The organism is Paenibacillus tabacirhizosphaerae (assembly GCF_040812395.1).
Classification (GTDB): domain Bacteria; phylum Bacillota; class Bacilli; order Paenibacillales; family NBRC-103111; genus Paenibacillus_E.
Genome location: NZ_JBFNXH010000005.1, coordinates 166,158 through 180,533 on the forward strand (window position 1 = coordinate 166,158; position 14,376 = coordinate 180,533).

The 14,376-nt window shown below is 47.1% G+C and carries 12 protein-coding genes; 3 read left to right on the plus strand and 9 right to left on the minus strand.

What is annotated here, in order from left to right; genetic code table 11:
• Nucleotides 1–31 precede the first annotated feature (31 nt).
• Nucleotides 32–1,303, plus strand: coding sequence for a methyl-accepting chemotaxis protein (locus tag ABRS97_RS11425; protein WP_367813899.1), 1,272 nt, complete (start codon nucleotides 32–34; stop codon nucleotides 1,301–1,303).
• A 925-nt stretch (nucleotides 1,304–2,228) separates the two neighbouring features.
• Here the strand turns inward: ABRS97_RS11425 and ABRS97_RS11430 are convergent.
• Nucleotides 2,229–4,763, minus strand: a complete 2,535-nt coding sequence (locus ABRS97_RS11430; RefSeq protein ID WP_367813901.1) for a response regulator — start codon at nucleotides 4,761–4,763, stop codon at nucleotides 2,229–2,231.
• 279 nt (nucleotides 4,764–5,042) lie between these two features.
• Here ABRS97_RS11430 and ABRS97_RS11435 point away from each other — a divergent pair, with 279 nt between their 5' ends.
• Nucleotides 5,043–5,495 carry a type IV pilus modification PilV family protein gene (locus tag ABRS97_RS11435; protein WP_367813903.1) on the plus strand — a complete coding sequence of 151 codons (453 nt, stop codon included), beginning with the start codon at nucleotides 5,043–5,045 and terminating at the stop codon, nucleotides 5,493–5,495.
• The gene (locus ABRS97_RS11440) at nucleotides 5,492–6,118 is read left to right on the plus strand and encodes a PilW family protein (RefSeq protein ID WP_367813905.1); all 627 of its coding nucleotides are present in this window, start codon (nucleotides 5,492–5,494) and stop codon (nucleotides 6,116–6,118) included. Before ABRS97_RS11435 ends, ABRS97_RS11440 begins: the two co-directional genes overlap by 4 nt.
• A gap of 31 nt (nucleotides 6,119–6,149) precedes the next feature.
• Here ABRS97_RS11440 and ABRS97_RS11445 read toward each other — a convergent pair whose 3' ends face one another.
• The 8 genes from ABRS97_RS11445 to ABRS97_RS11480 all read right to left on the minus strand — a co-directional run bounded on the left by ABRS97_RS11445 (nucleotide 6,150) and on the right by ABRS97_RS11480 (nucleotide 14,178).
• A complete protein-coding gene (locus ABRS97_RS11445) occupies nucleotides 6,150–7,478 on the minus strand; it encodes a hypothetical protein (RefSeq protein WP_367813907.1) in 1,329 nt (442 codons plus the stop codon).
• Nucleotides 7,479–7,507: 29 nt separating this feature from the next.
• Nucleotides 7,508–8,176 (minus strand): hypothetical protein, encoded by a 669-nt coding sequence (locus ABRS97_RS11450; protein ID WP_367859109.1) that lies wholly within the window; start codon nucleotides 8,174–8,176, stop codon nucleotides 7,508–7,510.
• Nucleotides 8,176–8,781, minus strand: coding sequence for a hypothetical protein (locus ABRS97_RS11455; protein WP_367813910.1), 606 nt, complete (start codon nucleotides 8,779–8,781; stop codon nucleotides 8,176–8,178). Before ABRS97_RS11455 ends, ABRS97_RS11450 begins: the two co-directional genes overlap by 1 nt.
• Complete coding sequence (gene pilM / locus ABRS97_RS11460; RefSeq protein ID WP_367813911.1) at nucleotides 8,778–9,827, minus strand: type IV pilus biogenesis protein PilM; 1,050 nt, start codon at nucleotides 9,825–9,827, stop codon at nucleotides 8,778–8,780. Before pilM ends, ABRS97_RS11455 begins: the two co-directional genes overlap by 4 nt.
• A gap of 26 nt (nucleotides 9,828–9,853) precedes the next feature.
• Nucleotides 9,854–10,630, minus strand: coding sequence for a prepilin peptidase (locus ABRS97_RS11465; RefSeq protein ID WP_367813912.1), 777 nt, complete (start codon nucleotides 10,628–10,630; stop codon nucleotides 9,854–9,856).
• 93 nt (nucleotides 10,631–10,723) lie between these two features.
• On the minus strand, nucleotides 10,724–11,179 hold the full coding sequence (locus tag ABRS97_RS11470; RefSeq protein WP_367813914.1) for a prepilin-type N-terminal cleavage/methylation domain-containing protein: 456 nt from the start codon (nucleotides 11,177–11,179) through the stop codon (nucleotides 10,724–10,726).
• A gap of 34 nt (nucleotides 11,180–11,213) precedes the next feature.
• Nucleotides 11,214–12,434, minus strand: a complete 1,221-nt coding sequence (locus ABRS97_RS11475) for a type II secretion system F family protein (protein ID WP_367813915.1) — start codon at nucleotides 12,432–12,434, stop codon at nucleotides 11,214–11,216.
• 79 nt (nucleotides 12,435–12,513) lie between these two features.
• A complete protein-coding gene (locus ABRS97_RS11480) occupies nucleotides 12,514–14,178 on the minus strand; it encodes a GspE/PulE family protein (RefSeq protein WP_483312447.1) in 1,665 nt (554 codons plus the stop codon).
• Nucleotides 14,179–14,376 lie beyond the last annotated feature (198 nt).

Sequence of the window (14,376 nt, forward strand, 5' to 3'; positions counted from 1 at the left end):
GATCAAGCATATGGGGAGTTGTTAGTCAGCTATGCGTATCGGATTAATTCAAAAAATCGTTATTGGTTTGATCACGGTTTCAATCGTCACTTATGGAATAAGCGCTTTTTGCATACTGTACCTCAAGGATGAGGTATTGAGCATTTTCCCGAGTTGGCTGGTCACCTTGGCTACGCTTACTTTGGGGGTGTGTTGGACCGGTTTCTTAGGCTGGCTCATGGCCCGCTGGATTGTCCGTCCATTAATCCGACTAGCTGAGCTAGCTGACGAAGCTGCGCTAGGTCATTTAGATATTTTCATTCCGGACCACACATCCAGCGATGAGCTAGGGATGCTGACGAAGTCTTTCCAAAGCATGGTCCGCCAACTGCGGGACATGATTCTTGATATTTCCCGCCACGTTTCAGTCACTGAACAAAACTCTACTTCTTTAAGCAGCGCAATTGCGCAAGCCGCTATGTTAGCTGAACAAATCTCTCAAAATACCGAACATATTTCGACCAGTACACACCATCAGGAGCTGCAGTCCAAGATATGCTTGGCAGCCATCGAATCATCGGCGCTAGCTGCTTCAGAAATGAATGCAAAATCATCCGTTGTCCACGCGCTCTCACAGCAAATGGTGATCTCGATTGAGGAAGGCGGCAACCAGATCCGTTCTTTGCTCCATGGCGTGGCTGAGTTATCTGCGATTAGCGAAGAAACTATTCTCATAGCGGACAAACTGAACGCGGGCACTTCAGAAATTAGCAAAGTTTCCAAGTGGGTTGGTGAAATTGCCGATCAAACCCACCTGCTCGCTCTAAATGCCAGCATTGAAGCAGCCCGGGCAGGCGAAGAGGGCAATGGCTTTTCCGTCGTGGCCATGGAGATTCGAAAGCTTGCCGAACAAAGCAACCGAGCGGTAAAGAACATCGACGTACTCATTCAAACGATCCAATCGCAGGTGCAAACGATGGAGGAGAAACTAAAAACGCAGGTGGCATATATCCACGAAGAGCTGCAAAAAGGCGAAAAAGCCGACATGGCTATGGAGCAAATCGGGGCTTCCGTGCATGATACCGCAAGCGCGGTCCTGATCATTGCCCAAACCGCCACTCAGCAAACGGATAAAATTGATCTTTCCGAAGCGAAAGGCCAGGAAATCGCGGTACTTTCCCATCAGATTTCGGATAAAGCCATGCAAGCCGCTTCTTCCACACAAGAACAAACGGCATTCATGGAGGAAATCTCGGCCTCAGCAGAAGTGCTGAGCGAGCAAGCCCTGGAATTGAAAGGGAAAATCAGCCAATTTCGGATCTAATCATTTGGCTGCTTCCTTACTGGCGACAGCGTTCTTTTCTAAACCCATACGTTTGCGCATTTGGAGGGAACTTAAGTATGGGGTTCCAACCGCTGTTAAAGTCGTGTTCCTTGATTGGACAAGGTGGTGCGAACACGACTTTAAAGGCGGACGCTATCGCTTTTCCACCCCACACCCCTTCCCTCTTTTGTTCTACTCTGTGCTGCTTTCCACTTCTCGTTTAACTAACCTGTCTCCCACCCGGTATTCCTTCCACGAACACCCCTGTTAGAGTAAGATTCAGGATATATTTCGCCTCCGCAAGCTTCGCAAGAAAACGGGCGAGGTACTGCCGGAACGCTATCACCCATGCACAGCGATATTGACGGAACTACGATGCCTCCGCAAGCTTCGCAAGAAAACGGGCGAGGTACTGCCGGAACGCTATCCCCCATGCACAGCGATTTTGACGGAACTACGATGCCTTATTCCATGCTCATGTCCCTTTTCTCCCCATGAAGCGGACTATGGTGCGTTAAATGAGCGAAAACGTTCCTGAAACCCAGCATTTCCTGCTCATAAGGTACGGCAGTTCCGCGAAACGTCCCTACAACCGAAAATACCGTCTCATAGCGTACTCACGTTCCGCTCACCCATGCAAAAAGACGATCTATCGCAGATCGAGGCGGTATTGCAATATTGCAATACTCCAAAGCGCTGTGGCACTTCCGAATCTTCTACGTTCATCCTGTCATATGCGCGTATCACACGATGCGTTCGGAATCTCTCCGCTCCGCGAGCTCGTCACACACATACGTGACGACATATGTTTTCTGGCGTGTTAGGATGGGTATCCTAACGCTTTGGTTCTATAAAGAATCTAAACATTTGTCAAAGAAACCTTCATAACCACTAATTGTGGAAATGAAGGCTTTGCCTCTTTTTCTTACAAGGATCGTACCTGAGCGATCGATGCAATGACCATGTTCAGATGCTCATCGATTTCTTCAATCTCCCTTTGCATGACTGCTTCTTGATCGCTTTGAATGGCCTCTTGCAAATTCCCGGCTGTTTCTGCGAGCTTGCTAGCCCCAATGTTGGCTGCCACTCCCTTTAAGGTATGGGTGAGCAGGATCGCCTTTGCCCTGTCCCCTCGCTGCAGCGCGTCACGAATTCCATTGGTGGCTGCTGCATGAGTTTCCACAAATTTATGAAGAATTTCAACATACAATGTTGAATTATTTTTTAACCGTTTGAGCGCCTCATCCGCCTGCAGGCCAGGCAAATTTCCAAATCCATCCGAGGCCACTCCAGCTTGCCCCACGCCTTTTACCCTGGATGTTTGAATAAGCCTTTGCATGACGCTGAATAACTGTATGGGATCAAACGGTTTGCTAATGTAGGAATTCATTCCTGCTTCAAGTACCTGCTCCTGTACACCCTTCATCGCATCCGCAGTCATCGCGATAATTGGTGTGTCCGCCGCATGTTCCAGCTTCCGAATGTGTTGTGTTGCTTCGTAGCCGTCCATGACGGGCATCTGCAAGTCCATGAGGATGGCATCATACTGCCGCTGCCTGACCAAATTCACCGCTTCTGCGCCATTGCACGCGACATCGACCACGATATCCATTTCTTTCAAAATTTCTTTGGCCACCTGCTGATTAATTTCATTGTCCTCGACCAGCAAAACTTTCGCGTTATGAAGCGCGGTAAACTCCTCCGCCCGCGCACGATCCTGTTCGATGATCTGTTTGGCATAGAATTGCTTCTGAAACAAGCTCACCATCTCGTTGTACAGCTGTGATTGGCTGATTGGATAATACAGCACTTTCTCAATGGCAGGCGATTGCACGCTTGTCTGCAAAGCAAGTTCATGGTAAGCGCTTACCAACACAATCACTTGGATTGGTGTTGAAAATTCAACTTTAATACGCTCCGCGAGCCGAACCGCATCCGCTTCATCCAGCTTCCAATCCACGATCACCAAATCATAGCGGCCATTGCGGTAAATGTGGTCAATCGCATCGCGCTCGGAGCCGGCAACGCTAACGAAAAACTGGAATTGTTCAAGCTGGCCTTTGAGAACAAGCTGCATCTCCGGGTTGTCGCATACAAGCAACACGCGGAGAAACTTCAACCCTTTCTCCATATCCATCGTGAGCGGTGTGCTTGTGCTGCTGCCGAAGCGCGCTGTGAAGGAAAAACAACTGCCTTTTCCCGCCTCGCTCTCAGCTTCAATGGTTCCGCCCATCAGCGTTACCAAATTTTTGCTAATGACCAGGCCAAGCCCCGTTCCCCCATACTTCCGGGTTGTCGACATATCCGCTTGCGTAAACTCATGAAACAGTTGATTGCGCTGCTCCTTCGTAATGCCGATCCCCGTATCGCGAACGAAGAATTCCAAGGAGACGAAGCGCTCATTCTTAGCTAGCAGCTTGACCTCAAAAGAGATTTCTCCCTCCTCTGTAAACTTAACCGCATTGTTCGACAAGTTCAGCAAGACTTGATTTAATCGGAAAGGATCCCCTACGAGCATTTGCGGTACTTCATGATGGATGGAGAAATGCAGCTTCAAACCTTTATCATAAGCTTTCAAACTAATCAGGTTGGAAATTTGATTTAACACTTCATAGAGATCGAATTCAATCTGCTCGATAACGACCTTGCGGGCTTCAATTTTAGAAAAATCAAGAATATCATTGATGAGCGTAGTCAAATTTTTAGCCGAGATAATGGTCTTATCCACATACGTTTTCTGCTGCACGGTCAGATCCGTTTGTTGAAGCAAGTAACTTAAACCGATAACCGCATTCAGCGGGGTGCGGATTTCGTGGCTCATATTCGCGAGAAACTCGCTCTTGGCCCGATTCGCGGATTCCGCAGCCTCTTTCGCTTCTGCGAGGAGCGTATTTTTGTTCGCCAGCTCCGTCGTTCGCTTCTCCACCAGCTCTTCAAGATGCTCCTTATAATGACGAAGCGAAGTTTCCGTTTCATACCTTTTTATTTCATACGTAACTAAGGAATAGAATAACGGAACAGCCAGCGTATGGAAAAAGATGAAGGTGACGGAGAACCGTTCAAAAAACAGTGCCATACTTTCCGACGGCGCGAGAAACGCCCAACCTATCGTTTGAAGGGCCACGATTAAGCCAAGCAGCCAACTATATCGATCTAACATTTTCTCATGCTTTAATTTGAGATAATAGGCGCCAATGCTAATAATCGCTGTTACTACAAGCGCCCCAAGTGGAAACAGGATCGCTCCCCCCAGAGAAAGCCGATACAAACCAATGATGACAGTCGTAATCATAACTGCAAGTGGCCCGCCAAAAATGCCGGAAAGCACAACACTTATCAGCCTTACATCCATATGTAAACCTTTAGACACTTCCAAGGGCATTTGCATAATAATCAACCCGATAACAGTAAAAGAAATTCCGAAAATAACAGATTTATATCTTTGGGTACGATCAGCCATATGGGGATATATCCATCTCAAAACAAAAACAAACGTAACCAACAACGCGCTGCACTGTGCAAAGTAGATCAAAAATTCCATACCATCACTCCACTTTTCAAACTTTGCCTGCATCCTGCACATACATCTTTCGACTGAAAAATCAGATAACCTTCAACCCCTCGAAAAAATGTCGAAAAAAATATAATTTTGTTCCTTTTCCCCAATCTTTCCCTACAAATATCGAACTTTGCGGTATAATGAAAGCAGGTAGATTTGATAAAAGCAGGAGGCGTTCCGATGGTTGCTAACATCATAAAGAATGAACGAGGTCAAACGCTGATTACCGTCCTTGGAGCTGCCATTCTACTAAGCATCATCGTGCTTGCGATTGCCCAAGTGATGCAATTCTCCGTCTTGGCGAACAGCGACACCGACAAGCGTGACAATGCCATGTTCATCGCTGAACAAATCTTGAATGCGGACCGTGAAGACATAAGCGCCGGGCATACATTGACATACGCCCTCTCAGGCACGGGAACTTCAACAGCATGGCCAGGGACTTCTTATTCTTACATTGTGCAGCAATATAATGTGCCAGGGCTTTCCGTACCGCCAACCTCGCCGTCACTGATTTCCCAATCGACCGCATTCGCGGATCGAACGAAGCAGCTTACACTGCAATCTGTTGTTCTCCTTGGCGGGACGCCTCAATTATTAGCCGTTACGGTTTACTGGGGGCGAACTCCATGATGGCTTCCATAACCAAAACACTCCGTAACCAAAAAGGGGTATCGCTTGTCGAAGTGCTTGCCGTTCTCGTGATTACCACTTTTCTGACAGGCGTAGCGATATTCGTATTTCAATCGTTGAGTACGTCTACCTATGCGTCCACCGAAGGCCGGAATGCCCAACAAGAAGCCAAATTTGCCCTCTCGCAAATCGCCAATGCCCTTCACGACAGCAATAAGGTTATGGTTCCAGATCTTGACGAATTACGGTTTACATCCTTCGTTAACGATCATACCGCCGCCTACAAGGCAGTCTATTTTGTGAGAGAAGCTTCCGGTACCCAAGGTACGCTCTGGATAGCTAACTTCATAGGCAGCGAAAGCCAATGGCAGAATACCGCAATCAACCACAGCACGCATCCCTCACTTTATGCCAATAATATGGCTCTCGCGCAGGGGCTTACACAAACCCCGACCTACACGAATGGCGATGGGAGCGCTATTACGGGAACTCTGACAGGCGGTTCTACACTGAAACTGACGCTAAGCTATCAATTAAAAAGAAAAACCGCCAGTGGCGGCATCATGAATGGAAATGTGAGAACTGTACAGACGAGTGTTAAACTGTATAAAGATGGATCCTAACCATGGTTAGGATCCCCTTAATTCCCTCTTTTCATTCAGGAGGCAGCTCCTTGCGGCTAATCGACCACCCTGAGCATCCATTTAAGACCGATGTTCCATCAGAACATTGCAAGGAAGTTTGCAGTTTCGTGCCGACATTAATGACTTTGGGCTCAGACACTGTATTTGGCGTCTTGATATCCAATTTATCCGTGCTGTTTTTAGCCCCGTCGGCAAAAAGTCCTCCCACTTGCATCATCAGGATGCCATTGCCGTCAAAATAACCCCCAACCAATATGTCTCCACCCGCTATGATCTCTGAATCTTTAACCGCCGACATATTCGCTTCAACAATGAGTTGACCAGCTACTTCCAGCTTTGTTTTCCCTTTGATTTCCAGCCTTCCCGCCACCAGATTGTTAAATTGGATGGCTGTCGGGTTCGTTTGTGAGAAGTCTGTTATTTGTAACGTCCCTCCCACATACACCATACCACCCACTTGCGCACTGTCCCCGTCCTGCGCAATTGTGAAGTTGCCATTCACATACAGGTTTCCTGTCACTTTAATCGTGCCTGCCAAATTATTCGTTTGCAAGCTTCCGGTTATGTAGAAATCTCCATTCACCGTTAGCTGACCGCCGTTTATTGTGACATTATCAGCAACCACGGTCCGATTAAATAATGTGTTCCCATTTATATCCATATTACCTTCGCTTGGCGGGAGCGAACCGTAGCATCCCGTCAGATTGCTGTAGCTGGCAATACAATTCGTAATGCCTAGTGCTGCTTTATAATCACTGATTGCCTTGTTAATCCCTGGCAGCTTCTGAACGGTGTTGTTTAATCCTTTGCCAGTTACAGTCTCTCCCTTTTCATATAAAATCGTTCTCGTGCCAGACGGCACCGCAATTAGATGACCCGGATTGATCTGCAACCCGCTGCTCGTATTAATGTTGTACAAATATTTCTTAATTGCACGGCCGCTTGTTGCCACGATAAGCACATCCTGAGGCAATGAAGACGGCGCATAGTTATGGCTGGCACCGCCAGGCACATATTGTTCCAGCTGAACCCGTTTGCCGCTAGGCGAGGTGATGCTCTTCACTCCCCAGCCCGGATATGCTTGAAACGTGCTCAACGCATCAGGATTGCTTGACGCGCGCAAGTAACCGATGAACGACTCCGCGCCGCCAGCAGCAAGCACATCTGCATGGGTGTTGTCTTCCATTCGGATACTGGCGAGCTTTTCCGTAGAAAGACTATTTAGAATGATCGGACTCAGGATGGCGAAAATGGCGGCTATGATCAAGACATAGAACAAAACTCCGCCCTTTTCATTACCGAGCACACGTCTCAAACAAGCCCTTATTCTATGATCCATAGCTCACCATCCCTTCTTCGAATGTCCCATCATTGTACAGTCGGATCATCGCGCTTGGCAGGTTCAGGTGCTGAAAGCGGCAGCAATTCAGGCACGGTTTCTTTATAGTCTGGCGCCCAGAAAACCGTCAAGCTCATCGTCATGACCGGCGTCTTATCGTTTGAAGCGTTCATTCCCCACGAAGTAACGTCAATCAATCGCTCCATTTTTTGCAATCGGTTCACGAAATCGATGAGTTGCAGATAGGAACCAGTCACTTGCAAATTCAAGGTTTCCGACATCAGGCTTGGCGGTAAAGCGGCTTTCTCCGCCGTAACCGTTTGTTCTTTCCCGTCTTTCGGTGCAATAGGATCTTTATACGCTTTCCGCTCGGTTGTTTGCAAGGTTGTCACCACGACTCCGCTCTCTTGCCCCGCCTGCTTCCATTCATCCAACATATGCGAATATTCCATCTGCACAGGGATTTGCTTGGATATCACGGCTAGTTCATCTTTCGAAACGCTTTTAGGAGCCTGCTGACCCGCTAAACTGATAAGCCGTTTTTCCAAACGTTTCTTTTCCAATTGCAAATTAGCCAATTCCGTCGTTTGGATGGATGTGGAGAGCACGACCGCGATGACATTGGCGGCCACACAAAGAATGACAGCAAGGATAAGCATGAACGAAAATTTCGATTTGAAAAACGTTATCGTGTTCATCATTTCCCCTCCTGCTTCCCTACATCCGGGCGGAATAGTACAGTCAAGTTTACATGAAACACGGTAAACGACGGTGATTCCTTCGCCGTATTCTTTACTGAAGCGGCTGGCTTGGACAGTGATTCGCCAGGATTCTCTCGAATAATAGAAACGACTTTGACCTCACTTACAAGCGGCGATTGTTGTAAACGCGTAACGTATTCAATAATCTCGCTATGCTTATAGAACTCATCATGCACCGTGATGGTTTCAGGCGCCAAGACATTCATATCCTTAATAAGCGCCTTGCTAGGCAACTGTTCGGCAAGCAGATTCAATTTGGGGATCCAGTCCGTGCGCTGAGTCTTTAACGTTTGAACGATCTTGGAAAGATTCTGGTAGCTGATCGTTGCCGGGTCCGCTTTTAAACTCTGTTCCTTCTCGGTTACCCTCTGAGCGAGCTCTGCAATATTTCCGCGAACCTTTACCATTTCATTGCGATTCACAATATACAGATAGGAGGTCACCGCAACGGGAACGACGGCAACGATTAGAAGAACAATGATAAGAGGCAGGATATAAAGATCCCATGCCGGTTTTCTCGGCAGCAGGTTGATATTCCTCATAAGGCGCCTCCTCTCATAGCCGCTCCCAGCGAAACCGTCAGCATTGGAAAATACGATTCCAGCCCAGGCTCTGAAATAAACAATTGATTGCTAACCATCCGAAACTCTGTCTGGATCTGCTCGCTGAGCACACGCTGAAGCACTTTCCGATCCCGAATATCACCGCTCACATAAACGCATGAAACCTCATGGTCCCGATGATTTAACGTGTAGCGGTAAAATTTGATAAGCCTGTCCATTTCATCGACAAGCTCCTCGTAGTGATGTTCAAGATCTTCCTTCTTCGGTTGAAGGCGCACATCCTCACTTAATCTGGTCAGAGCGCGAATGGGCACATTTCTGGCAAGCTGCAATTTGCCTTGATGAATAATGATCAGATCTGCATTATTCTCCGTAATATCTACAGCTAATAAGGTTTCTGGCATTTCTTCCGCATAAGCCGCATTCATCAAGCGGTACAAAGAGAGTGCTTTAATCTCAGCGCTTATCGGCCGAAGTTTTGCGGAGGTAAGCAGTTCCGTGTACGCTTCGACCACATTCCCTTCGACTGCTGCGAGCATGACATCTATTAAATTGGCATCATTTTCGTTATCAATGGAAGAACTTTTAGAAGATGAAACCGTTGATGCTGTTCCATTCAAATTGACAAAATCATAAAAGGGGCGTGCAAACGGGAAATGCAAGTGATTGTTGATTTCAAACTGTACCAGCTTCCCCAGTTCCTTATCAGGCAAATCGGGGAATTTCAGAAAACGAAGCATAGAAAGTGCGCTTGGCACCACGAAATGGACCTCATTGGTTTTAACTTTCTTCTCGGATACAAGCTTTTGGAGCGATTGCAACACTGGTCTTTGATCAACAATCCGCCCATTCTGGATGCAGCCAGGCTGGATGATCTCCGTACCGTAACCAAGCACTCTTGGCGGACTTGTCTGCTGCGATGCCACTTCAGCCCACTTATAGCTGTAATCCGTAAATTCGATCCCGATATAACTCTTGTTTCCTCTTCCATGAGCGACAAGCTTCCTGAGCATGTTATTAAGCATAAAGGGACCCCTTTCATCATTCAGCTTCAAAGTAGCGTGTATAAGTCCCAATACCATTGACTGATTTCTTCTCCCCATACATACATAGCAACGGCCGCTACCGCTATAAAAGGACCGAATGGGATGAAGGTCTTTGCATCCTCCTGCCTATGAAACAAGCGCTGCCAGCCTCCATATAGGATTCCGAGCACACTCGCTGCAAAGAGGACGAAAATCGTAGATTCCAGACCAAGGAATAAACCAATGACGGCAAACAACTTAATGTCCCCTCCGCCCATACCCCCATTACTGATCATCCCCAGCACAAGCAACAGCCCTCCTGCGGCAAGACTGGAAACAGCATAATTCCATAAAGGAAGCGGCGAACTCCAAAGCAGCCTAATCAAAATAATGCTGAAAGCCGCGAAGGCTAGAACACGGTCTGGGATAATTCTTTGTTTGATATCGGTATGAACAATGACGACCAGCACCGCAGCAAAAAGCCATGCAGGCAGTAACTCCGCCTGCCAGCCCCATCTCCAAGCGAAAAGGGCAAACAACAGTCCCGTCGCAAGTTCTCCTAGTGGATATACAGCGGATATGCGCGCCTTGCAGGACCGGCACTTACCGCCGAGCAGCACATAACTGATGACTGGTATGAGGTCGTAATAGTGAATTCGCGTTTTACAATGGACACAATGCGATGGCGGGTATACGAAAGACTGCCCGTTTAACAACCGAATCGCCACAACGTTCAAAAAGCTGCCCAATAGATGACCGAACAGCCCCGCAGCTACCATTAATACAATCGTCTCTTCACTCATAGGCTGCTCCTGGATGTTTGTTAATTTAGTAACGAAAGGTAACTCTTGGAGTTACCTTTCGTTGGGTGAGGTTGGGTTTATAGAATCAAAGGGTTATGGAATTGTTACCGTAGATGATTGCAATGTTCCAACGACTACACCACCTGCTCCTTGAGTAGGTACCCAGTCAGCTGTAGCTGTAGCCGATGCTCTTGTGAAAATCACTCCAATAATTGTTTTTCCAGCGTCTGTACCAGCTTGGAGTTTTGGAACGTCTTCTATAAAGCCATCAGCTTTCAAATTATATAAGGGAACAGTTGTAGTCGTCCCGGTACCACCAGCATACTCAGCCTCATGTTGGATAATATACCTTTTCGCCGCATCGATAAGAACCTTATGCGTACTTTCATCAGCGGCCGTTCTTGAGTTTCGGATTGCTCCCAAGATTAACGGTACCGCAATAGCAGCGATAACACCGATAATAACAATTACCGCCAGCAACTCAATCAGCGTCATACCCTTTTGATTGTTCACTTTCATCAATCTTGCTCTTATTGCTTGTTGTAACATTTACATCATCCTCCTAAAACTCAATTCGTTTTAATCAACTCATCTTGCTAATGTTGTCCATCATCGAGAAGCTAGGCAGCATAATCGCCAGCACGATAATCCCGACGACTCCCGTCATCAAAACAATAATCAGCGGTTCGATCAACGACCTCAGCCGATCGGCCATCATATCCACGTCAGCTTCATAGAAATCGGCTACTTTCTCAAGCATAACGTCTAGTGTACCGGTTTCTTCACCAACAGACATCATTTCGGTAATCATCGGAGGAAACAGGGGGTTCCCTTTTAACGGCTCACTCATCGACCGACCGCCACTTACATGATCTCGTCCTTCTAGCAATACCCTGGCAATTGCCTCGTTGCCGACCACTTTGGACGTAAGATTCAAACATTGCATCAGCGGAACGGCAGCCGAGTGCAACGAACACAAGGTACGGCTGAAGCGAGCCATTGCCTGTTTATGCCATAACACTCCGAAAACGGGAACTTTCAATGAGTAATAATCCCACAAGTATTTTCCCTGTCTGGTTTTCCGCAAGCGAGCAATCAGAATGATTAATGCACTTGAAGCCAGCAGTATGATATACCAGTATTTCACCGTAAAATTACTTATCCCTATGACGATACGCGTTGGCAGTGGCAATTCCAAACCGATATTTTTGAAATTCTCAATATACTGCGGCACCACAAAAATCATTAAAAACATAACAACGAGCACTATGACTACGCACATAACCGCTGGATAGACCATCGCTGATTTAACCTTTTCTCTCGCGGTATGTTCTTTCTCAAACATCGTTGCGATACGCTGAAGCATGATATCCAAATTCCCGCCGACTTCGCCTGCTTCAATCATATAAATAAACACATTGGAGAATATCTCCGGATGCCCTGCCGCCGCATGGGATAACGACGAACCGCCCTTCATTTCAGCTGCGATGTCATGCAGCACGCGTTTCAAATACTTGTTCGAGGTTTGGCGAGAGATGATCTCAATTGCATCCACCAAGTTAATGCCAACTTCATACATAGTAGCCAGCTGACGGCAAAATAACGTGAACTGCTCCTTCGTCACCTTAGGTCCTGGCAAAGGTATTTCTTTCTGCCATATGCTCCCTCCGGGATCAGAGAGCTTGACCACCCACATGCCTTCGCTTCGCAATTGTTCGGCTGCCAGTTGAGCATTGCCCGCTTCCAGTGTGCCTTTCAGATAAGCCCCGCTGCGGTCTACGGCGGTATACTTAAATGCAGACAAGACACATCACCCCTCTCAGTATGTCTATGCTGTTTCCAATGCGTATTCCGAATGCAACATCTGAGTAAAACAGGCTGATCTACACCCTATCTGTTACGCGTAACACCTCCTGTACGGTCGTCAAACCGTCTCCTACCTTGTGCAATCCATCATATAGCATCGTATTCAGGCCTTGCTTCTCTGCGTATTCCCTATATTCGGAATCTGCTCTTTTTAGCAAAACCATCGAGCGAAGCGTATCATCCAGCACCAGCACTTCGTGGATCGCCATCCGTCCTTTATATCCGGTGTGCGAGCAATGCAAGCATCCCATTCCCTTTCTCAGATTGTCCGTTGCGACACCGTACTCCTCGAGAAGCTCTTTTTCTTGTGGCTGCGGCTCATATTCCTTGGCACATACAGGGCATACACAGCGAACAAGCCGCTGAGCAACAATACAAGATAGCGAGGTAGCCACCAGAAAAGGTTCCACGCCCATATCGATCAGACGAGTAAGCGCATTAACCGAACTATTCGCATGCAGCGTACTGAGCACCATATGTCCTGTCATGGCCGCCCTCACCGCGATCTCAGCCGTTTCCACATCCCTCATTTCGCCGATCATGACGATGTTAGGATCTTGCCTTAGAACAGCTCTTAATCCTTTAGCAAAAGTAAGCCCTGTAGCCGAGTTGACCTGTACCTGATTGATGCCTGGAAGATGGTATTCGACAGGATCCTCGATTGTAATGACATTCACATGCTCATCGCTTAAATGCGTCAATGCCGCGTACAAGGTCGTTGTTTTCCCGCTGCCTGTCGGACCTGCAAGTACGACCATTCCGTACGCATTTTCAATAGAGGATCTGAAACGCCGCACATTATGTTCTGTGAACCCAAGCTGTTCAATCCGATTAACCTTATTATGGGAGTCCAGAATCCGCATAACGACTTTTTCACCGTAAATCGTAGGCAGCGTTGAGATTCGGAAATCAATTTTCCGCTTATCAATTTGCATTTCCACTCTGCCGTCTAGCGGAAGCCTGCGCTCCGCAACATCAAGCTGAGACATGATTTTGATCCGCGCTGAGATCACATTCTGCATGTTATGCGGCAGTACTTTCTCCGTTCGCAGAATGCCATCCACACGGTACCGAACATGCAAGCCGTCTTCCTGTGGATCAAAGTGAATGTCACTGGCTCTTAGCTGTACAGCTTGTTCAATAATTTGATTCACCGTTTTAATAACTGGAGAGAACGCATCTTCATTAAAAACAGCGGCATCCGTCAATTCGCGCTCGCCCATATTGCGGACAAATTGATTCACTGAATCTTGGGTGCCATAGTAGCGGGGAATCGCACGGCCCAGCTCTTCCTTGGACGCAATGACCGGATCGATATGCATCCCCGTTGACATCCTCAAATCATCGATAGCAAAGTAATCCATCGGATCGTACATGGCAACCAATAAGGTATTGCCATCAATGCGTAAAGGCAGCACTTTGTACCGTTCAGCCAATTTTTGTGGAACTACCGCAATCGCTTTCGGATCGATCTGCTGCGCATGCAATTGCACATGTGGAATACCCAATTGCATTTCGAGAACTTCGATAATTTGCTCCTCGGTGACGTATCTCTTCGAAATGAGAATATCTCCAAGTCTGGAATTGGATAGCTTCTGTTCCTCAAGCGCGCTTTGAAGCTGATCTTCGGTGATCAAGTTCGTTTCAACCAGCATGTCGCCTATTCTTTTTTTCTTCGCCACTGGCATCCCCCCCTTTACAGTAAAAATGACTAATACGGGTTAGATGACAACACACATTCTCTGTAAAAATAGGAATATAGACAAATGGAACCCTGGCACATAGGGTAGTACGAAGTTACTAATATCCAAATAATGTAAGCGTTATCATTTGATGATAAAAAATATGCCCTATAATGTAGAATTATGGCACAATTTTAG

Excerpts from the sequence above, each read along its gene's own strand:
- ABRS97_RS11450 (WP_367859109.1), bottom strand. The coding sequence starts at position 8,176 with ATGAACACGATAACGTTTTTCAAATCGAAATTTTCGTTCATGCTTATC.
- ABRS97_RS11465 (WP_367813912.1), bottom strand. The coding sequence starts at position 10,630 with ATGAGTGAAGAGACGATTGTATTAATGGTAGCTGCGGGGCTGTTCGGT.
- ABRS97_RS11445 (WP_367813907.1), bottom strand. The coding sequence starts at position 7,478 with ATGGATCATAGAATAAGGGCTTGTTTGAGACGTGTGCTCGGTAATGAA.
- pilM (WP_367813911.1), bottom strand. The coding sequence starts at position 9,827 with ATGCTTAATAACATGCTCAGGAAGCTTGTCGCTCATGGAAGAGGAAAC.
- ABRS97_RS11455 (WP_367813910.1), bottom strand. The coding sequence starts at position 8,781 with ATGAGGAATATCAACCTGCTGCCGAGAAAACCGGCATGGGATCTTTAT.
- ABRS97_RS11430 (WP_367813901.1), bottom strand. The coding sequence starts at position 4,763 with ATGGCTGATCGTACCCAAAGATATAAATCTGTTATTTTCGGAATTTCT.
- ABRS97_RS11425 (WP_367813899.1), top strand. The coding sequence starts at position 32 with ATGCGTATCGGATTAATTCAAAAAATCGTTATTGGTTTGATCACGGTT.
- ABRS97_RS11440 (WP_367813905.1), top strand. The coding sequence starts at position 5,492 with ATGATGGCTTCCATAACCAAAACACTCCGTAACCAAAAAGGGGTATCG.
- ABRS97_RS11470 (WP_367813914.1), bottom strand. The coding sequence starts at position 11,179 with ATGTTACAACAAGCAATAAGAGCAAGATTGATGAAAGTGAACAATCAA.
- ABRS97_RS11435 (WP_367813903.1), top strand. The coding sequence starts at position 5,043 with ATGGTTGCTAACATCATAAAGAATGAACGAGGTCAAACGCTGATTACC.